Annotated in this window: 19 protein-coding genes; 13 read left to right on the top strand and 6 right to left on the bottom strand. The window is 47.4% G+C overall.

The features are described 5' to 3' along the window. Window positions 1-2: 2 nt before the first annotated feature. Window positions 3-257: a hypothetical protein gene (locus tag AC58UW_RS26010; protein WP_497423465.1), complete on the top strand. Its 255-nt coding sequence runs from the start codon at window positions 3-5 to the stop codon at window positions 255-257. After that, window positions 254-547, top strand: a complete 294-nt coding sequence (locus AC58UW_RS26015) for a Dabb family protein (RefSeq protein ID WP_145667347.1) — start codon at window positions 254-256, stop codon at window positions 545-547. Before AC58UW_RS26010 ends, AC58UW_RS26015 begins: the two co-directional genes overlap by 4 nt. A gap of 486 nt (window positions 548-1,033) precedes the next feature. On the opposite strand, the gene AC58UW_RS26020 is transcribed toward AC58UW_RS26015, so the two are convergent. Beyond that, a complete protein-coding gene (locus AC58UW_RS26020) occupies window positions 1,034-1,366 on the bottom strand; it encodes a hypothetical protein (RefSeq protein WP_497423466.1) in 333 nt (110 codons plus the stop codon). A gap of 3 nt (window positions 1,367-1,369) precedes the next feature. Next, window positions 1,370-2,233, bottom strand: a complete 864-nt coding sequence (locus AC58UW_RS26025; RefSeq protein WP_497423467.1) for an AraC family transcriptional regulator — start codon at window positions 2,231-2,233, stop codon at window positions 1,370-1,372. Between the two features lie 143 nt (window positions 2,234-2,376). On the opposite strand from AC58UW_RS26025, the gene AC58UW_RS26030 reads away from it, so the two are divergent. Then, on the top strand, window positions 2,377-3,675 hold the full coding sequence (locus AC58UW_RS26030; protein ID WP_497423468.1) for an alpha-glucosidase/alpha-galactosidase: 1,299 nt from the start codon (window positions 2,377-2,379) through the stop codon (window positions 3,673-3,675). A gap of 65 nt (window positions 3,676-3,740) precedes the next feature. Here the strand turns inward: AC58UW_RS26030 and AC58UW_RS26035 are convergent, their stop codons facing one another. From AC58UW_RS26035 to AC58UW_RS26050, 4 genes are all read right to left on the bottom strand, one after another. After that, entirely contained in the window at window positions 3,741-4,058 is a 318-nt protein-coding gene (locus tag AC58UW_RS26035) for a dehydrogenase (RefSeq protein WP_497423469.1), read from the bottom strand. A 183-nt stretch (window positions 4,059-4,241) separates the two neighbouring features. Further along, on the bottom strand, window positions 4,242-5,621 hold the full coding sequence (locus AC58UW_RS26040) for a sensor histidine kinase (protein ID WP_497423470.1): 1,380 nt from the start codon (window positions 5,619-5,621) through the stop codon (window positions 4,242-4,244). Next, window positions 5,618-6,298 carry a response regulator transcription factor gene (locus AC58UW_RS26045; RefSeq protein ID WP_497423471.1) on the bottom strand — a complete coding sequence of 227 codons (681 nt, stop codon included), beginning with the start codon at window positions 6,296-6,298 and terminating at the stop codon, window positions 5,618-5,620. Before AC58UW_RS26045 ends, AC58UW_RS26040 begins: the two co-directional genes overlap by 4 nt. 141 nt (window positions 6,299-6,439) lie before the next feature. Beyond that, on the bottom strand, window positions 6,440-6,886 hold the full coding sequence (locus tag AC58UW_RS26050) for a cupredoxin domain-containing protein (RefSeq protein WP_497423472.1): 447 nt from the start codon (window positions 6,884-6,886) through the stop codon (window positions 6,440-6,442). 178 nt (window positions 6,887-7,064) lie between these two features. Between AC58UW_RS26050 and uptA the strand changes: the two genes are divergently transcribed. The 10 genes from uptA to AC58UW_RS26100 all read left to right on the top strand — a co-directional run bounded on the left by uptA (window position 7,065) and on the right by AC58UW_RS26100 (window position 19,580). After that, window positions 7,065-7,664, top strand: coding sequence for an undecaprenyl phosphate transporter UptA (gene uptA / locus AC58UW_RS26055; RefSeq protein ID WP_497423473.1), 600 nt, complete (start codon window positions 7,065-7,067; stop codon window positions 7,662-7,664). A 113-nt stretch (window positions 7,665-7,777) separates the two neighbouring features. Next, on the top strand, window positions 7,778-8,344 hold the full coding sequence (locus AC58UW_RS26060) for a thioredoxin family protein (RefSeq protein ID WP_497423474.1): 567 nt from the start codon (window positions 7,778-7,780) through the stop codon (window positions 8,342-8,344). A gap of 22 nt (window positions 8,345-8,366) precedes the next feature. After that, complete coding sequence (locus tag AC58UW_RS26065) at window positions 8,367-8,990, top strand: MBL fold metallo-hydrolase (protein ID WP_497423475.1); 624 nt, start codon at window positions 8,367-8,369, stop codon at window positions 8,988-8,990. Between the two features lie 267 nt (window positions 8,991-9,257). Further along, the gene (locus AC58UW_RS26070) at window positions 9,258-9,566 is read left to right on the top strand and encodes a hypothetical protein (protein WP_497423476.1); all 309 of its coding nucleotides are present in this window, start codon (window positions 9,258-9,260) and stop codon (window positions 9,564-9,566) included. A gap of 226 nt (window positions 9,567-9,792) precedes the next feature. Then, window positions 9,793-10,878 carry a Gfo/Idh/MocA family protein gene (locus AC58UW_RS26075; RefSeq protein WP_497423477.1) on the top strand — a complete coding sequence of 362 codons (1,086 nt, stop codon included), beginning with the start codon at window positions 9,793-9,795 and terminating at the stop codon, window positions 10,876-10,878. 125 nt (window positions 10,879-11,003) lie between these two features. Continuing rightward, the gene (locus tag AC58UW_RS26080; RefSeq protein ID WP_497423478.1) at window positions 11,004-12,974 is read left to right on the top strand and encodes an AraC family transcriptional regulator; all 1,971 of its coding nucleotides are present in this window, start codon (window positions 11,004-11,006) and stop codon (window positions 12,972-12,974) included. A gap of 240 nt (window positions 12,975-13,214) precedes the next feature. After that, window positions 13,215-14,657, top strand: coding sequence for an RICIN domain-containing protein (locus AC58UW_RS26085; RefSeq protein WP_497423479.1), 1,443 nt, complete (start codon window positions 13,215-13,217; stop codon window positions 14,655-14,657). 131 nt (window positions 14,658-14,788) lie between these two features. Then, window positions 14,789-16,558, top strand: a complete 1,770-nt coding sequence (locus AC58UW_RS26090; RefSeq protein WP_497423480.1) for a sensor histidine kinase — start codon at window positions 14,789-14,791, stop codon at window positions 16,556-16,558. Beyond that, a complete protein-coding gene (locus AC58UW_RS26095; RefSeq protein ID WP_497423481.1) occupies window positions 16,555-18,075 on the top strand; it encodes a response regulator in 1,521 nt (506 codons plus the stop codon). Before AC58UW_RS26090 ends, AC58UW_RS26095 begins: the two co-directional genes overlap by 4 nt. Before the next feature lie 236 nt (window positions 18,076-18,311). Next, window positions 18,312-19,580, top strand: coding sequence for a glycoside hydrolase family 30 protein (locus AC58UW_RS26100; RefSeq protein WP_497423530.1), 1,269 nt, complete (start codon window positions 18,312-18,314; stop codon window positions 19,578-19,580). The last annotated feature ends 98 nt before the right edge of the window (window positions 19,581-19,678 follow it).

Raw genomic sequence — 19,678 nt, forward strand, 5'->3', positions numbered from 1 at the left:
GAATGTTTTGTTGGGAAGGTTATGCGGGGATTCCGGTTGAGGTTTCGGCTGGAGTTGTGGCTGGGGTTCTGAACGGGACACTGAATCGGATTCCTAGCAGGGTTATGACTGGGATGATTCTGAATGGGGTTCCGAACGGGCTGCCGATGAGATTCCGACTGTGGATATCGACGAGCCATCTCCTTCCTGATATGATGAAAGATGTTACATATCAACGTGCCAAAATTGGTTTGGGGAAAGTAGGTTTTATATTATGATCGATCATATTGTGCTTGTAAAATTCGGAGAAACAACTACGCAGGAGCAGCTTCAAGAAGTCGTCGACCGCTTTAAAGCGCTTCGCCCTCATTTGACGGGGATCGTCGATATTCAAGCTGGCATTAACTTCTCAGAGAAAAATAAAGGATACCAAGTGGTTCTGTCGGTTCGTTTCGAGGATCGCGCAGCGCTTGAAGCATATGGTCCGAATCCGGAGCATCAAGCGGTTGCGGCATATATTCGCGAGGTAGGCCGTGAAGATAGTCTGATTGTTGATATCGAGATTTAAGGAACTGGAAAAACTCCCGTTAATTGTCCCCTTTGAACCGGGGATTCAGAGAATAACTGGAAATAGTACCTCTAATACAGTCAGTATTGTAATAATCCTGCACATTGTAGCTAATTAGCGGTAGAAATTCCGGTTAACGGTTGGGCATCGAGGAAGCGCTGTAAATTAACGGTATTAATTCCATCTAATATTAACGATGTTAAAAACCGCAAAAGGGGTTATCTCCATAGGTCAGGAATGACCTACGGGATAGCCCCTTTTGCTGTATGATGGCTAGCGAGAGGAACTATGATCCTCTATTCTCGGGATTACAGGTGGATGGGCATATGTAGTGGGAACTACGATCCGCTATTTGGACCGATTTTGGCCAAAAGAAGGGTATTTGTGGCAAATAAGACCCTGTAGTTCCGTTATTTGCCGATATCCGGCCAATTCGGTGGAATAACGCCCTGTAGTTCCCTAGCGCGCCAAATAGCGGTGGGGAAGTCAGTTCGTTGTTTGTAGCAACCATGTCCCCGTCCACCCAACCGCCACACGGCTCCCAGCCCCAGCACCATTCGCACCACAACTGGACTGCTCTCCCGATAGCACGCAGAAAAGGGGCGAATGCTGTTTGTTCGCGCTTGCTCCGAGTATTCGCCTGTCCCAGCACCATTCGCACCACAACTGGACTGCTCCCCCGATAGCACGCAGAAAAGGGGCGAATGCTGTTTGTTCGCGCTCGCCCCGAGCATTCGCCTGCCCTAGCATCACAACCGGACTGCTCTCCCGATAGCACACAGAAAAGGGGTGAGCCAATGTTGCCTGCTTGCCCCCCACCAACTAGCCCCCCATACCCGTCCGCTCCTTCCGGTAAACCGAAGGCGCGCTGCCGCTCCACTTGTGAAACTGCTTGGAGAAATACAGCGCATCGTTGAAACCGACAGACGAGGCTACCTGATCGATGGTCATGGATGTTTCCAAAAGCTGCTTGGCGCGTTCCATGCGGATTTTGAATAGGTACTGCATGGGAGCGAGGCCCGTGGCTTGTTTGAACATTTTGCATAAGTAGGTTCGATGATAGCCTAGTGTGCGGGCGAGCTGCTCGATGGAGACGACTTGGGTGTACTGCAGCTCCAGATAACGGACTGCCTGACTGACTTGCCGCTGGATCTCTGTTTCGGTTGCAGGCTTGGCCTTCACCTGGTGAGCGCCTGCCCGGCCGAGCTCGCGAAGCAACAGCCGAAGCCAGCCTGCGGCTTCCAGATCTTCAAGCGCCGGATACATCGACTGCTGAAAGCTGGAGCGGATTCGGCGGTAGTAGTGACGCATGGAGCGGGGGACGCTCCCAGAGATGACGGCATTTTGCGGGGAAACGCCGATCTGAGAGAGCATCATGCCCGCTGCATACCCCGTGAAAGCCACCCATGAGTAATGCCATGGGTTCTCGGCATCCGCCGTATACCGAAACAACTCCCCGGGATAGATGATGAACGTGTCGCCTGCTTTACAGTGGTAGGTTCGGTTGTGCATCTCGAAAGTACCGTTACCAGAATGCACGGTGTGGACCAGATAGTAATCGTGTACACCAGGCCCTGTATTGTGCAGGGCAATGGGCTTCCCCTCCCCGCTAAAAAGCACGGAAAGTTCGCTATTACTCTCATGCGGATTAATGTTGACGGTAAAATAGGTATGTTCCGTACTCATATAAACCTCGGACTTTTTATTTTAAGCGTACCTCAATAAACTACAAATGTCCATATTGGAGTTCGTTCAATCCATATGCTTCCAGAGCTTCCTGCGCTATAGTGAAGATATGAAAACGACAACAAATTGGAGGGTATTCACACATGTCCAAAATTACTTTTCTAGGTGCCGGAAGTACTGTTTTTGCTAAAAACGTGCTTGGAGATTGCTTGATGACTCCCGCGCTGCAAGGATTTGAAATCGCTCTCTTTGATATTGATCACGAACGTCTGCAGGATTCAGCCAACATGCTGAATAATATTAAAAAAACAAGCGGCAGCACGTCTGTCATTCATGCGTATACCGACCGCAAGGAAGCTTTGAAGGGTGCAAAATATGTCGTAAATGCCATTCAAGTAGGTGGCTATGATCCATGTACGATTACGGATTTTGAAATTCCGAAAAAGTATGGCTTGCGGCAAACGATCGCAGATACAGTTGGTATCGGCGGTATTTTCAGAAATCTGCGGACGATTCCGGTTATGCTTGATTTTGCAGCCGATATTCGCGAGGTATGCCCGGATGCTTTGTTCCTAAACTACACGAATCCAATGGCAGTATTAACAAATGTTATGAACACGTATGGCGGCGTTCGCACCGTTGGCCTATGTCACAGTGTACAGGCCTGTATTCCTGAACTGTTCAAGAGCCTTGGCATGGAAAAGGAAGGCGTCAAAGCCAAAATTGCAGGCATCAACCATATGGCTTGGCTGCTTGAAGTAACGAAGGATGGCGTCGATTTGTACCCGGAAATCAAGAGACGCGCGATCGAGAAGCAGAAGGAAAAGCATAAGGATATGGTCCGTTTTGAAATGATGCTGAAATTCGGTCATTACATTACAGAATCCTCCGAGCACAACGCAGAATATCATCCGTACTTCATCAAACGGAACTATCCGGAGCTGATTGACCGTTTCAATATTCCGCTTGACGAGTACCCGCGCCGCTGTATCAACCAGATCAGCCGCTGGAAGCAAATGCGCGAGGATCTCGTGAACGATGCGAATTTGACACATGCGCGTTCCCATGAGTATGCTTCCTACATTTTCGAAGCCATTGAGACAGATGTTCCGTTCAAAATCGGCGGCAACGTGATGAATACCGGCTTAATTACGAATTTACCGCGCGAAGCGTGCGTGGAAGTACCTTGTCTGGTTGACCGCAACGGGGTTACACCAACTTATGTGGGAGATCTGCCTCCACAGCTTGCGGCGCTCAATCGTACGAACATCAATACGCAGCTATTGACGATTGAAGCGGCGATTACACGCAAACGTGATCATATTTATCACGCAGCTATGCTTGATCCGCATACGTCAGCTGAGCTGTCGATGGACGACATCGTTGCAATGTGTGACGAGTTAATTGAAGCGCATGGCAGCTGGCTGCCTGAGTTCTCCTAAGCATATCGATAACAAAAGAAGGCCATGGCGTATGTTTGACATACCCATGACCTTCTTTTCTTGTATCAACCGCCGAATGCATCGCGAAAAGCAGTGTTTAGAACCGCCAGCTCAACCTTCCATATAGGAGCAAGTTCAGGCCCTACGTTAATGTCAAACCAGTCTGAAAGCGCTTTGCGGTTAGAGCCGTTTTCCACGATGAAGGGGAGATTGAGCATCACCTTTTTCACATACAGTTCCTCGGCCTCTTTAATTTGCTCCGGGGAGAGCCATATTTTCAACCGTTTCACGGTCCGGTATAATTCCTTGCTGCAAGCTCTCCGAATGCTGCGCGCATTGGGGAATTGCTGTTTATGTTTTTCGCCTTGTTTGTTATTGATCATGACGGCATCCACACTCCTCTATGCTATTTGTATGCATAGAGTGGGCGTAGAGCCACTCGGGACACGATGCCAAGGAGCCCAAGTTGAGCGAAGCTCAGCAATTAAATTCAGAACCTCCGTATCGCAGGGGTTTTGATTAAGCGTCATCTGCAGTCTGAGGGTATGATGATCCAGAATGTTTGTTTACATTCTTGGAAGATACACATTGAATGCCGTGCCTTTCCCTAAATCGCTCTGCACGTCAATACGCCCATGGTGGAGCTTAATAATTTTCTGCGCGATGGAAAGTCCGAGGCCGCTTCCGGAACGAGCGCGGTTTCTTGCTTTATCCGCTTTAAAGAAGCGGTCAAAGATATGCGGCAGCTCGTTTGCCGGAATTCCGATGCCAGTATCTGTGATTTCAACGAGAACATCCTTCTCCAGCAGCTGAATTCCGATTTGCAGCGTATCGCCGGGGCGAGAAAACTTGATGCTGTTGTTGATGAGATTTTGCCACACTTGATGAAGCAGCTGGGCATCCGCGGAAATCGTCACTTCCGGCAGATCAAGTTCGATCGCAATCTCCTTCTCGGTCCACTGCCACTCGGCGACGATCAGGATCTGACGGATCTGCTCGTCTAGCCGATACACGCTTCGCTTGATGACGTGGCTTTCTTTGTCTAGCGAGGCTAGCGTCAGTAGCTGCTTACTAAGGGAGGACAAGCGCTTGCTTTCCTCTACAATGACGTGCAGATACGCTTCCTTCTCTTCCTCTGACGCGTCTTTGTCCAGAATCGATTGTGCAAATCCTTGAATGGACGTCAGGGGTGATTGAATCTCGTGGGAAACGTTGCCGACGAACTCTTGCCGCATGTCATCCAATTGCTTGAGCGATTGCGCCATGTAGGTAAAGTCTCTGGCCAGCTCCCCGATCTCATCCTGGCGGGATACATCCATGGCCATATCGAAATTGCCCCCAACGATCCGTTTCGTAGCTTCCCGCAGTTTTTTGACCGGTTTCACAATGTACTGTGAGAAAATGACGATAAGGAGGATGCTGAATAGAAAGGTGAGTCCCAGCAAGAAGGCCATGAGGACGCGAACGCCGCCAATCTGCTGCTCCAAATTAGGCCGCACGAATAAGGCGTAAGGCTTCCCCTGAACCTGAATAGGGACCCCGATGCTGTTTCGTAAACTATTTTCAAAAAAGCCGGTCACCATAAGGAAATGTCGCTCTACGAGAATCCCTCGATACGTTTCGCCAGCTAACACTTGGCGGATTTGGCCGGGATCGAGCTGAGTATGCCGGAAAGGAGTCCCATAGAATGTGCCTTCCAACTGATCATTAACGGCATAAAGCTGAAAGCCCATCCCTGCGATATGCGTGAAATAGGTGGTTGGATCTAGCCCAGGCACTTGTTCATATAACGAGCGAATTTCGTTCGTGACACGCCAAAGTTGCTCCTCATTTTCGTCACGCAGTTTGACCGAATAATAGCTGTTGGACAGCAGGAGGGCAAGCATGCTGCTGACCATCGCGATCACGATGAAGGTCATAACGATTCGGACATATAGCGTCTTCATCCTCCGGTCACCTCAAGCTTGTAGCCCAACCCCCGAACGGTCGTAAGGATGAAATCGCCTGTCATGTCCTGAAATCGCTCCCTTAATCGCTTGATATGCACATCAACCGTCCGGCTGTCACCTTCATAGTCGGTTCCCCAGAGCATTTGAATCAGCTGTTCGCGTGTGAAAATACGTCCGGGATTGCTCGCTAATTGTGCGAGCAGCTGAAATTCCTTCAGCGGAAGCAGCAGTGTTTGTCCTCGTGAAATTACTTCATAACTTCTGCGATTAATGGTGGTTTGGCCCAGCGTAATTTTCTCGGAGGAGACTATCTGGTAACGGCGCAATAAGGCGCGAACACGAAACAACAGCTCCTTTGGCTCAAACGGCTTTACCATATAGTCATCGGTTCCTGACGCAAAGCCTCGCTCTTTATCTTCGATTTCTCCTTTGGCGGTCAAAAGAAGAACAGGAATATCATAGTGCTCGCGAATTTCAGCGCATAATGCCAGACCGTCCCGATTGGGCATCATGACATCGACAACAGCCAAATGAATTTGCTGGGCTGCCATCAACTCCGACGCTTGTTCCCCATCAGCAGCTTCGAATACCGCATAGCCTTCCCTAGAAAAAACGAAACGAAGCAATTCCCTTATGTGCGCATCATCATCTGCAACAAGGATTTGGGTTTTCAAGCTAAGCACCTACTTTACGAAAATCATTGATCTTGGCAACAGTGTAAACCAAAAGAAACCTTATTGCTACTTCTGCCTGCGAACGCCGCCACGAGCGTCAGAGGAGCAGAAGAGCCTTAAGGTTTTTGTGAAAAAAGATCGTCAATCGACGACTAGGTAACCGATCATAGGTCCATTATGGGCGATATCGGCATGTGTCATACAAATAATGCGGTATGTGCCTTCCTGATCGGCAGTGAAATGAACGATGGTTTCTTTACCTTTTTTGACTTCGCCGCTAATGTTAAGTCCTTCAATGAGAAAAGGATGGCTATCACCGTTGACGCCGTAAATGCTGAGTTTGATTCGTTCACCTTTTTGAATGAAAACGGTGCCGGGATCCCAGCGGTATGCTTCAATCGTTTTTCCATCTTTGGTGGTTGATTTGAACTCGCCTACAACCATTTGTATGGTTCTTTCGGGCATTGGTTCGGCCAGTGTGGGGACGATTTTACCGCGGTTCAAATAGAGCACGCTGGAAAGAAGCAGCAGCAGTATGACGGCTGCCAGATAGAGATGCTTGCGCTTTACAATCCTTACTTGGGACATAGGGGCACGCCTCCTGTACAAACATACTTGTACATTTTATGCAGGGGCTTGTCAGCGCATGAATATTGTTTCGTATCTCGCTGTGCTGCAAGTGGGTGAAACTGGTTGATGAGAGCCTGTCTGTGTTAGAATGGAGGGTAGAAATCGGATGGATCATAGAGGGAGAGAGGGTTCATGAATGGGTGAGTTGATTCACAATGTTTTGCTTTACTTGGAAGGGCTTGGCTATTGGGGGATTTTCCTCGGATTGATGCTGGAAGTGATTCCGAACGAGCTGCTTCTTGCCTATGCGGGCTATTTGGTATCCAAAGGTGAAATTAATTTCTATGGCGCGATTGTTTGTGCGGTTATCGGCGGGACACTAGCCCAAATCGTGCTTTATTGGATCGGACGCTATGGTGGCAGACCTTTCCTGGAGAAGTACGGCAAATACTTGCTGATCAGCAAGCATCATATCGATGTTGCTGAGGCGTGGTTCAACCGCTACGGTACGGGCATGATTTTTACAGCTAGATTCATTCCTATCGTCCGTCACGCTATATCTCTTCCGGGTGGTATGGCCAAAATGCCGCTTGGCAAATTTACGCTGTACACAGCTTTAGCACTTATTCCTTATTCCTTTCTCTATGTTTACTTAGGGATGAAGCTCAAAGATAACTGGGAAACAATTGATGAAATCGCAGGGCCGTACATAAAACCATTAATTATTGCAGCGATTGTTTTAACACTATTGTATGTGGGATATCAATTTTATTTGAAAAGAAAAGCGAAAGTTTAGCAATCTGGATTTGCGCATTCGATTCAATTTGTTACAATAATAAGGAAGAATTACGAAAATGGAGGGACTTTGATCGACGTTCAAAGATCCCTATATTAGGAGGATGAGTAGCGATGAGTACGAATCTTGCAAGTAAATTGCGCACTGGCTTAAAGCCACAGCAATTCATTGACGGCATGGAGAAGAATAAAGAGAAATTTTTGGATTACTACAACGGATTTGCATGGGACAATGAAGAGGATAAGGAATATTTCGATTCTCTAAACAACCGTGATGATCTGCGCTGTGTCATTATTGCTGCGGATTGGTGCGGCGATGTTGTTCGCAATATACCTGTCGTATTCAAAGCGCTGGAAAACAGCGGTGTGCCTGTGGAAGTGTTGATTATTGAGCAAAACTACGACGTAATCGATCAGTTCCTGACTAATGGCGGCCGTTCGATTCCAATTGTTGTGTTTACAGATACTGGCGGCTTTGTACTTGGACACTGGGGCCCGCGTCCGAAAAACGTTCAAGCGGTCATGACGCAGTTCAAACAAGAAAATCCAGATCGCGAAGCGCCAGATTATAACGAAAAAATTCAAGTAGCCAGAGCCGAAATGGGCCGTCAATATGGTGAAGGTAACGGATACCATGCTGTTATCGTGAAGGAACTTCGTGACTTAATCGAGTCGTTCTAAGTGAATGTTAAGGTGAGGGCATATGATTAACATAGAAACATTTGTTTTAGGACCGGTTAGCACCAATGCGTATTTACTATCAGATCCGGAGACGAAAAAGGGGATTATTATCGATCCTGGGATGAACCCGAAGTCGCTGATCAAAAAGATTGCTGACCTAGAAATTGAAGCGATTCTTCTGACGCATGCGCATTTCGATCATATTGGCGGTGTTGATGAAATTCGTAAACTCAAAAAGTGTCCCGTTTACATACACGATCTGGAAGCCGATTGGCTGACGAATCCGAAGAAGAACGGGTCAACTCGCTGGCCTGAGCTAGGTGTTCTTATTGAGACCGAGCCGGCAGAGTACGCGCTGGACGAAGGGCAAACTTTGGAGTTTCTGGGTATCCAGCTCAAGGTTTTCCATACGCCCGGTCATTCCCCGGGAAGCGTGAGCTTCCTCTATGACAAACACTTATTCGGCGGGGATGTCCTGTTTAAACTGTCAGTCGGCCGGACGGATCTGCCTGGCGGGGATAATAATGAGCTGCTGGACTCCATTCAGGATAAGCTCTTCCTTCTCGAAGACGATACAATCGTCTATCCGGGGCATGGCGGTAAAACAACGATTGGCTTTGAAAAAGATAATAATCCATATGTGTAGAAGAAACAGCGAGTCGGGATTGCTTTCCTGACCGCTGTTTTTTTGTTGTCTCCGCCTGCTGGTTGCCGGGGACTCTCGCCTGGTACAAGCGGGCTAATACAGGAGGCTCGTTCGCCCATGATAGGTAACCATTTTTGGGTGATCTGGGTGTTTACCGTGTTCGTGATAGGTGCTCCCCCATAGACTGATGTTGTAAGCTATTCACCCAACCCTAACGATAACAGCCTAATGTTAAAAGCTTCAATATTCTAAGGAGGTGCTCCATCCATGGAGTTCGTAAAACCAACGTATCCAATTGCACCGATGCCAGCTCCAATGCCTATGCCAGCCCCAATGCCGATGCCGATGCCGATGCCAATGCCAGTCGCACCGCCACCGGCACCTATTATGCACAAACCAGTTCACAATGACATTCACCTGCACGCTTCGTACCAACAAACTTCGTTCGTATTCCCTAAACCAGTTGCCGTAGCGCCAGTAGCCAAAGTTTGCTCATACCCAAATAACAACGTAGGCAGCATTCTTGTTCTGTTCATTTTGCTTGTCATTATCACTCGTTGTATTTGTAAATACTAATTATGAGCAGTTCACTCGACCCACGGCAGGAGACACCTGTGTGGGTTATTTTTTATCATCATGCGGTACTAGCCTTGCTCTCGGAAGGTTATTCAACTGTGAACCGCAAAGTAGTATCATTTTTTCACAACATAGAGTCACATTTGATCTCCTCATCTTGTTAAGCTTAGAGGGTCAACAGGAAACAATGCAGCGATAATACCTAAATGATAGGGGACTATATACGATGCAAAAAAGCGATGGCATGAACTACGCACCAGTAGGTACATTTAACTCTGTTTGTAAGCCAGGCGAGTTTATTTTTGCAGCAGCAGCGTTGGATCACGGTCATATTTATGGGATGTGCAACGGGCTTCGCGAAGCGGGCGGCGAGTTGAAATGGGTGTATGATCCGGATCCTGCGAAGGTAGATCGCTTTGTGAGTAAATTCCCTGGCGTTCGCGTGGCTAGCTCCTTGGAGGAGATCCTTCAGGACAGCGAAGTCAAGCTGGTTGCCTCAGCAGCGATCCCTAGCGATCGTGGACCGCTTGGTCTGAAGGTGATGGACAGCGGCAAAGATTATTTTACAGACAAAGCGCCGTTCACTACGCTAGAACAGTTGGAAGCGGCACGCGCGAAGGTTGCTGAGACGAATCAGAAGTATGCCGTTTACTACAGCGAACGCCTTCATTCAGAAAGCTCCAACTTTGCGGAGCAGCTTATTAAGCAGGGCGCGATCGGACGCGTGCTGCAGGTAATTGGCCTTGGTCCGCACCGGGTTAATCTGTCGAGCAGACCGGACTGGTTCTTTGAGAAAGAGAAGTTTGGCGGCATTTTGTGTGACATCGGAAGTCATCAGATTGAGCAATTCCTCCAGTTCACAGGCGCGAAGGATGCTAAGGTCGTACATAGTAAAGTAGCGAACTATCACTATCCGCAGTATCCGACATTTGAGGATTTCGGCGACGCGACATTGGTTGGAGATAATGGGGCCACAGGCTATTTCCGAGTGGACTGGTTTACGCCGGATGGCTTAAGCACGTGGGGCGATGGCCGGATGACGATCCTCGGTACGGAAGGTTATATTGAACTTCGCAAATATGTGGATATCGCCAGAGAGCAGACAAGCAATCATGTGTATCTTGTGAATGGGGATGGTGAGCAGCATTTTGCTGTGAGTGGCGAGGTTGGCTACCCTTACTTCGGACAGCTGATCCTGGATTGTTTGCACCGTACAGAGCATGCGATGACGCAGGAGCATGCTTTCAAAGCAGCGGAGCTATGCTTGATTGCGCAGCGGGATGCGATGAGAATTGCACCGGAAGGCAACTGAATAATAGCTGCTGTCACGCAGCATAGATGAATGAGCTGACCTCTGCGGAGGTCGGCTTTTTTCATGAAGGTGGCATTGTCGCTCCGCTGTAGACTATTTTATAATAGGAGAAAGGACAAGGGGGGATGAACGTGGCGGGGGACATGCAACTAGATGAGCAACTCCATTTATGGTACCAGGCTGCAGTAAAAATCCTGGATGTTCGGCATGTGAAAATGACATCCGGCGAAGCTCTGCGCGCCTACCGACTTCCATCGAACGCCTTTATCTTCGCCTTGCAAGGCGGTGCGAGCATTGCGCTCGATGATCGTGACTATGCTGTTCATAAATTTCATCTCCTGCACGGCGGGAAAGGAACCTACTTGGATATCAAGCTCACGGAGGATATTTTCGAGTATTACCTCGTCCTGTATAAGGCTAGCCTTCCGATTCCTACGATGAGAGATAAGCTTAAATATATAGATAAAAGCAATCCATTTTATATGCAGTACAGTTTCTCGCCGAAGCTGCCAATGCTGCTTTATCAGAATCTGGAGCAGCTCGAGCGGGAGTGGAACGACGCCGGTAGATTATCGAAATTGCATGCCAAAACATTGCTGTACAATTTCATCTACGAGCTGATGTGCCAGCTTCATGACCAAAACGTGCCGATGATCCAAGCGGAGCCGGTGACGCAGGCAATTCGCTTCATCCATGAGCATTATGCAGAAGCGATTACGCTGGAGCGATTAGCGGAAGTGCTGGATTGCAGCCCAAGGCAAGTGACGCGGATGTTCAAAAGTCAGATGAGCGCCAGTCCGATTGACTACCTGATTCGTTATCGCATAGAAAAAGCCAAGAAACTCCTGCTGGATACGGATGCTACGCTTCAGCAAATTGCTGCTGGGGTAGGCTATCAGGATGTTTATTTTTTCAGCCGCACATTCAAAAAGCATACAGGCATTGCTCCGGCTCATTTTAAGGAAAATCACCAAACTTCCCTTCACAGTCTCAATAATCCATTCATGATGTCTATATCTTCCATTGCATTGCGTAAGCGGGGAGGGCATACTAGTAATGAGGATAATAATCATTCTCAATACAGGAGTGAAGGGGTATTACCAATGTACAGAAGTTCCAAACCGTCTATTGCTTTAATTTTATTGCTCAGCCTAACCTTATTCGTAACGGCATGCGCCAGTTCATCAAGCCCAGCTGGGGATAACGGGCAAGCGCCGGCTTCCGCGAGCAGCACCAAAGAGCAAGCCGCAAGCGAACGGGTTTTAAAAGATGCATTAGGACATGAAGTGAAGGTTCCAGCCAATCCGCAGCGTGTTATTGCTTCATATTTAGAGGATCACTTGGTAGCTCTAGGCGTTAAGCCTGTTGCGCAATGGTCCATTAATAAAGGGACTACGTCCGTACAAAACTATTTGCAAAAAGATCTGAATGGCATTCCGACGATTCCTTTTGATCTTCCTTTTGAAGCTGTGATGAGCTTTAAACCGGATCTGATCATTATGGACAGCGCGGAAACCGTTGCAGGTGATAAATATGATCAATACTCCAAGATTGCTCCGACATACACGGTTGGCGGCGAGAAAAACAATGACTGGCGCCAAGAACTGCTGACCATCGGTGAAGTTCTGAACAAGAGCAAGGAAGCTAAGCAAGCCCTGGATACATACGACAACAAAGCCAAGGACGCTAAGGAAAAGCTGCAAAAAGCGATTGGCACGCAAAAGGCCGCGGCGCTTTGGGTAACGGCTAAGGCTGTTTATGTGGTAAGCGAGAAACTATCTAGCGGCGATGTGTTGTACAGAGATTTGGGACTTAACGTCCCAAGTGTAGTCCAAGAAGCTTCCAAAACAGGAACAGCTAACTGGCTCTCCCTCTCAATGGAGAAGCTCGCTACACTGGACGCCGACTATTTGTTCATTGTGAACAGCAAAGGCGTGAGTAAAGAAGAAATCCTCAAAGATCCCGTATGGGCAGGGATTCCTGCTGTGAAAAAAGGTCAAGTCTATGACTTTGACAATAACTCCAGCTGGCTATACACCGGCACAATTGCGAACAGCCAAATGATTGATGATGTTCTGAAAAGCGTTGTGAAATAAGCGAAGAAGGTCTTGGGACGGCAGAAGCCGGCTCGAGGCCTTCTTTTGTTTTGAAGGCACTGCGTAGACGGCGGTGTCGCGGCTGCAACAATGGAACCGCCTGCATCGCCCGTCCCGCCGATTAACGTATAAATGAGCACTTATACCGTAGGTTTGCGTATCGATTTGATCAATTTCTTTCGGGTAAGATTATAAGCGTAAGTTCTGTTGGACTAATCTAATGACGAAGGAGTGAGTTTAATGAAATTTATGAAGGTAAGAATGTGGCTGCTGGTGTCCATGGTGATGTCGATTGCATTCTCCGTTAGTATTCCTGCCGCTATTGCTGCAAACGTTTCCATTGCGAACGGCAGCCAGTTTATTGCAACGGATGGGAGTGCCGTGCAAGCTCATGGAGGCGGGATGATTAAAGTGGGCAGTTATTATTACTGGTTAGGTGAAAACCGCGATGGCACTAATTATGTATCTTTGTACCGTTCGACGGATTTGAAAAGTTGGGAATTCCGTGCGCATCTGTTGTCAAAGACGACCAATCCTGCACTCGCTTCCGTGAATATTGAGCGGCCCAAAATCATTTATAATGCTGCAACCAATAAATATGTGTTGTGGGCGCACAAGGAAAATGCGTGGGACTATACGGAAGCTCGTGTTCTAGTCGCTACTGCGTCCAATATTGAAGGTCCTTATACGTATCAGTCCGATTTCCAGCCGCTTGGCAATGAATCCAGAGATATGACGGTATTTAATGACAATGGCACCGCATACTTAATCTCTTCGGCAGCGGGCAATTCAGAGATACACATCTACAGATTGACCTCTGATTTCCTTGGCGTTCAATCTCTGGAGAAAGTATTATGGCCTGGTGAATATCGTGAAGCTCCGGCTGTCTTTAAACGGAATGGTGTGTATTTCATGGTCACATCCGGTGCTTCTTATTGGTGGCCGAATCAAGGAAAGTATGCTACGGCAACCAGCATGAATGGAACGTGGTCTGCGCTTTCTAATCTGGGAGATTCAACAACCTATGATTCGCAGTCCACCTACATTCAGCCGATTGAAGGCACTCAAACATCATACTTATACCTAGGTGACAGATGGGCTGGCGCCAACAATAAGCCTGTCAATGATTCCACGTATGTGTGGCTCCCGCTCGAATTTCCTACGAGCACGACACTTTCAATGAGCTTGTATGGGCAAATTAATGTGGATACGGCAGCAGGCACGATTACCGGCACTTCGAGTGGCACATTCGGAGACGCTTCTGCTATTTACAAAGTGATCAATCGGAATAGCGGAAAATCTCTCAGTCTGACAAACAACTCCTCCCTCAGCGGAGCAGATGCCAATCAGTGGATTGACGGCAATACAGCCGTTCAAATGTGGCGGCTTGAGGCTGTCGATGCCACTTACTTCAAAATTGTCAACGTACAGACAGGTAAGATGTTAGGCGTCGAGAATGGTTCGTCTTCGGATGGGGCCGTCATTGAACAATGGACAGACGGAGGCTGGTGGAGTCAGCACTGGAAATTCATCGGTTCCGGGAACTACTACAAAATTGAAAATCGCGCATCTGGAAAATTAATGGATGTGAACAACACATCCAGCGCTAATGGCGAAGCGGTCATTCAATGGTCAGATAATAACGGATGGAATCAGCAATGGTCTATGATCCGCACGAATTAGTGAATAGAGGGGCTTGCTTCATTGAGGCAGCTCCTTTTTTTGTGATGTGAAGGATAGATAATCTCATTTAAAAACGTTACAATTACTAATCATGTGAATCTTACTTGTGAAGAGAGGGGGAGATAGTACCTGTGAACGGGTTTCATTCCTTCCGATTTCAACTTACCGTTCTTCATCTGCTGACATTAATTGTGCCGACCATCATTATCATCTATTTTATGCCTAATTATTTCAAAGGAGTCATTATTGAAAATGCGACATCGGAAACAGAGCGTAGTGTGGCGGCCATAAGTCGAAATATCGAAACCTATTTGGATGAATTAGAGAAGCTGACGATTACACCTTATTTAAATGACGAATTTATGAAAGCGCTTACCAGTAGAGTTGGTGCCAAAGGAGCCGAACAGGAAGCTGCGACAGCTGCGGTTAATCATTATTTGGACACGAGTCTGCGCAATTATATGAAAATGGCTCGAACGGATATCTTGGGAACGACACTGATATTTAATGACGGAACCTCCTCTGTGAAATCAATGGATTTATCCGATCCCGTTAAACATTATCCATTCGACACTAGAACCTGGTACACCGGGTATCCAAGCATTGTGAAAGCAGATGGCCGAATTGTGTTTATCGGCGCTCATACGGAGGAGTACTGGATGGGGCGTTCCTCGAAAACGGTGTTTTCAGTCGCGCGTGTCATTAAAGATCTTGATAACCAGTTGAGCTTGGCGACTATGATTGCCGATGCTGATACGAGCGTATTTGAGTCTATGTTCGAAGAAACGCATTTTCAAGTAAATTCCGTGGCGGCTATTGTCGACGAAAATCTGAAACCTCTGTATGCCAGCGCCCCAATTGAAGATAGACAATTACAGAGGCTGGACGAGAAAGAATCTGTCATTAGCGGGGATTCAGGATGGCCGTATCTGTTGATTAAAAAGAAGCTTCACCGGACTGACTGGTATGTTGCCGTTTGGTTGCCTTACTCTGAGCTGCAGTCCAAATTTCGTTGGGTTTATGTCGTCGGTATTATGTTCGGAATTGGAGGGTTATTCTTAACGATTCTTGTGTTCTCGATTCAATCCAAGCGGACGATCCAGCCTTTTCAAGAGATGATAGCTGTGATGAGAAGGGTTCAGAGTGGACAATTGGATAAGTATGTGCGCGTACGAGGGAAAGATGAGATTGCTCAACTTGGTGTGGCGATGAATACGATGATCAATCGCTTAAACGAGCTGATTGAACGAGAATACCGAGCACAGCTCGGACTCCGCGAGGCGGAACTGCGTTCTCTGCAAGCGCAGATTAATCCCCATTTTCTATACAATGTGCTGAGTGGATTGCTGGGACTTAATCGTCAGGGACGCAAAAAGGAGATCGAAACGGGTATTCTTTCCTTAAGTCATATGATGCGATATGTACTATCCAAGAAGGATAACATTTGTTTAAGAGAGGAGCTTGATTGGTTAACAAGCTATTGCGAGCTGCAGAAAATGCGCCTTGGCCGAAGGGGCTTTACTTACAGGATTGCGTGCGTCCCTGAGCTGGAAACGCTGTTAATCCCCAAATTGCTGCTGCAACCCTTAGTGGAGAATGCGTTCATACATGGCATTGAGCCTGTATTCCGCCCCTGTGAGTTATCCGTGACAGCCGATGTGGAGAAAGGTGAAGACGACGAATGGACAGCGAAATTACTTGTAATCGATACTGGTGAAGGATTTGAAGAGGGGAAGTCGACTTCGGGAACTCATATTGGGTTGCAGAATGTGAGTGATCGTTTGAAGCTGACTTTTGGCGGCGCGGCGTTTCACATCCGAAGTAAACGGGGAGAAGGCACCGAAATTGAATTAACCATTCCACTCCATGGGACAAATTTTCAACGAGAGGTGAAAGCATGAGAATAGTCATTGCGGATGACGAGTATTGGGCCCAAGAATATTTAATTGATATTATTAACAATTCCGACCCTGTTTGGAACCTTGTTGGTGTGGCTTCCCATGGCAAAGAGCTTGAGAAAATGGTAACGGAGCTACAACCCGATGTGGCGATTATTGATATCCATATGCCAGAAATGAATGGTTTGCAGGTGTATCAAGCTTGTAAAGCAAGGTCACCAGAAACTCACTGGATTATACTTACTGGATATGAAGAGTTTCAATATGCCTTAGAAGCAATAAAACTCGGCGTGCGTGATTATTTAACTAAGCCAGTGGAAGCAAGGAATTTAGAGCAAATCATAAAAAGGCTTGATGCGGAAAGAAAGCAAATGATGGAGGGAATTCAGGAGCAGGTAGAGCTTAGTTTGAGAAATGCTTTCTATGGAGGGCAGATCCATACAGGGACAGGTATAGGTTCGCAGGCGAGCAACTATTGCTATCAAACCACAGTAATTTACGCGGATAGCTACTTGGAAGTGCAAACTCAAGAGCATCTGATGCAGCAATTTGTTGCAAAATTACAGGGGCTTCTCCCAAGCAGGGAGGAGGGTGTCGAATGGCACTGGATGTGCATGCTGCCCAGCGGTGATCTTTGTTCGGTCATGGTTGTTAAAAAAGGAAGCAAGGAAAACGGTCGGTTTCAAAGCTATCCTTGCGAATTGGATAGGGTAATTCGTCAGGCATCCAGAACGGATTGGGCCATCACGGCTATTACCCACGAGCAACCGCTCGAGTATTGTGAGCTTGGGCAGTGGATGTACGAGGCTAAGTTTCACTCTCCGGTGCGAATGCTGCACGGGATTGGCCGGGTTTGGAGGTTGCCTGAGCTGGTCGCTGCTTATCTACCTGGTTATGTCCATTTATTTGAGGTCGTTAATCATATTGTGAACAATTATAAACATCATAAATTATCTGCCTACGTTGCAGAGTGCAACAGACTCCTAGATCTTCTAATTGAAACAAAGATGGATAGGGATCCAAGTTTGCAGTCAATAAAGCAAGGCCTTTACGCCTATTTACTGTTGCATATTCCCGTTCAGCTTCGTGTACATACCCCAATCTTGACGATGATAAGTTCGCTCATTCAGCAAGGTTATATGACAATTGCTGCTGCGGAAGGGGAGGAAAAAAGGGATTTGATTGAGCAAGTGAGACAATATATTGAGCATAATTATATGAACAATCTTAGCATTTCGGGAATTGCTCAGGAGTTTTATATTTCCCCGAACTATCTGAGTACCCTGTTTCATCGCAAGGTCGGAACCCCATTTCTCAAATATGTAACCCATATTCGTATTCAAAAAGCGCAAAGGCTGTTAACAGAAACCGATAAACAAATTCAAGAGGTTGCCTTCTTGGTAGGTTATTATAGCCAGAGCCATTTCATCAAAACATTTCGTGAATATACAGGGTTCTATCCATCCGACTATCCGGGGAGAAGCAGCAAGCGGAGTTTGAAAAGAGAATATCATCGATAGTGATAGGGAGTCATTTCTAACGAATGCGATACTTTCTCGAATGAATAACGAATGACGTATGCAACAATGAGCATTAAAATGAAAGCGCACTCATTTAATTTATATTCGGATTTGTTGAAGAAAGGGGTTCTGATTCATTGGAAAACTTAGAAAATACGATCCGTATTCAGATGGACTCTCGCCATTCCAGACCTTGGGAAGGGTGGGGTACATCCTTGGTTTGATTCGCGCATATCATCGGCGGTTGGTCCGAATTCAATCGACAAAGGATTGCTGATCTTATATTTTGCCCAGAAATTGGTCTAGGACTGAATATTGTCAGGTACAACATTGGCGGCGGGGATCATCGAGCGCATTGGCACATGCGTCCGGGAGGAGACATTCCTGGCTTTCTGTCCGCTGAGGGCGAATGGGATTGGTCGGCAGATGCTAATCAACGCTGGATGCTGCAAGCCGCTAAAGACAGAGGAGCGAATCTGTTTGAAGCCTTTTCGAATTCGCCGCCTTATTGGATGACGAAGAGTGGATGTACGGCTGGCATGCCTGATGGTGCTGATAATTTGAAGGACGGATGCGATGAGATGTTCGCCGATTACCTGACAGAAGTGATACGCGTGGCGGGTGAAGAGTGGGGCATCGTCTTCCAGACGTTGAATCCCCTGAACGAGCCTAGTGAAACTTGGTGGAAGGAAGGAAATATCCAGGAGGGCTGCCGCTTCAGCAACGAAAGGCAGCAAGAAATCATCAGGTTGGTGCACCGCAAGCTGCAAGAGAAAGGCTTAATCCATACAAGGATTAGCGCCTCAGATGAAAACTCAATCGATCAGGCGGTTGAGACCTATTCCTCGTATGAGGATGAAACACGGGCGCTGATTTATCAACTGAACACGCATAGCTATGAAGGAGATCGGCGAGCCGAGCTCAGGGAAGCGGCCCAGCGGGATGGCAAGCGATTATGGATGTCCGAGTACTGCTCAGACGGCGGCGTGCCGCATGATCATGCAGCCATAGAGCCTGCGTTGATCCTTTCCGCTCAAATCCTAGCCGATTCCCTGGGACTATCATGTACGGCGTGGATCTATTGGCAGGCTGTCGAGGATGAGGGGAATGCGGTTCAGGCAGATGGCAACTGGGGATTCATTCATGCCGACTTCTCAGGGGCAACGGAAGACTTTCACTTAACTAAGAAATTTTATGTGATGGCGCAATATAGCAGGTTTTTCAGACCTGGATGCATGGTGCTGGACACAGGGAATTCCAACTTGTTGGCAGCGTGGGATCCGGGCAGGCAAGCAGTTATTGTGCTAGTTCATAACGCGACTCCGCAAGCTGCTGCCTATACGTTCGATTTCGCCTCATTTCCAATTGGCGGAGCCAGCGTTCAATCCTATCGCACCTCTGCATCCGAAAACTTAGCTGCACTGGATACTTTCCAGGCGGATAACAACGTATTGGTCATTACAGCGCCTGCTAAATCCGTCACCACATCTGTTGTTTATTGTTAGCAGTGAGAGTTGAGGACATTATCCTCAACTCATTTTTTTTTGAATCCCCAAAATGATCATTGGAAAAAGCTCAATTTCTATTTACTATCAAAATAAAC

The sequence above is a fragment of the Paenibacillus sp. J22R160 genome, from assembly GCF_059692135.1.

Coding starts and splice junctions, on each gene's coding strand:
- AC58UW_RS26035 (WP_497423469.1), bottom strand. CDS start 4,058: ATGATCAATAACAAACAAGGCGAAAAACATAAACAGCAATTCCCCAAT.
- uptA (WP_497423473.1), top strand. CDS start 7,065: ATGGGTGAGTTGATTCACAATGTTTTGCTTTACTTGGAAGGGCTTGGC.
- AC58UW_RS26030 (WP_497423468.1), top strand. CDS start 2,377: ATGTCCAAAATTACTTTTCTAGGTGCCGGAAGTACTGTTTTTGCTAAA.
- AC58UW_RS26060 (WP_497423474.1), top strand. CDS start 7,778: ATGAGTACGAATCTTGCAAGTAAATTGCGCACTGGCTTAAAGCCACAG.
- AC58UW_RS26095 (WP_497423481.1), top strand. CDS start 16,555: ATGAGAATAGTCATTGCGGATGACGAGTATTGGGCCCAAGAATATTTA.
- AC58UW_RS26025 (WP_497423467.1), bottom strand. CDS start 2,233: ATGAGTACGGAACATACCTATTTTACCGTCAACATTAATCCGCATGAG.
- AC58UW_RS26015 (WP_145667347.1), top strand. CDS start 254: ATGATCGATCATATTGTGCTTGTAAAATTCGGAGAAACAACTACGCAG.
- AC58UW_RS26010 (WP_497423465.1), top strand. CDS start 3: ATGTTTTGTTGGGAAGGTTATGCGGGGATTCCGGTTGAGGTTTCGGCT.
- AC58UW_RS26050 (WP_497423472.1), bottom strand. CDS start 6,886: ATGTCCCAAGTAAGGATTGTAAAGCGCAAGCATCTCTATCTGGCAGCC.
- AC58UW_RS26070 (WP_497423476.1), top strand. CDS start 9,258: ATGGAGTTCGTAAAACCAACGTATCCAATTGCACCGATGCCAGCTCCA.
- AC58UW_RS26065 (WP_497423475.1), top strand. CDS start 8,367: ATGATTAACATAGAAACATTTGTTTTAGGACCGGTTAGCACCAATGCG.
- AC58UW_RS26075 (WP_497423477.1), top strand. CDS start 9,793: ATGCAAAAAAGCGATGGCATGAACTACGCACCAGTAGGTACATTTAAC.
- AC58UW_RS26040 (WP_497423470.1), bottom strand. CDS start 5,621: ATGAAGACGCTATATGTCCGAATCGTTATGACCTTCATCGTGATCGCG.
- AC58UW_RS26085 (WP_497423479.1), top strand. CDS start 13,215: ATGAAATTTATGAAGGTAAGAATGTGGCTGCTGGTGTCCATGGTGATG.
- AC58UW_RS26080 (WP_497423478.1), top strand. CDS start 11,004: ATGAACGTGGCGGGGGACATGCAACTAGATGAGCAACTCCATTTATGG.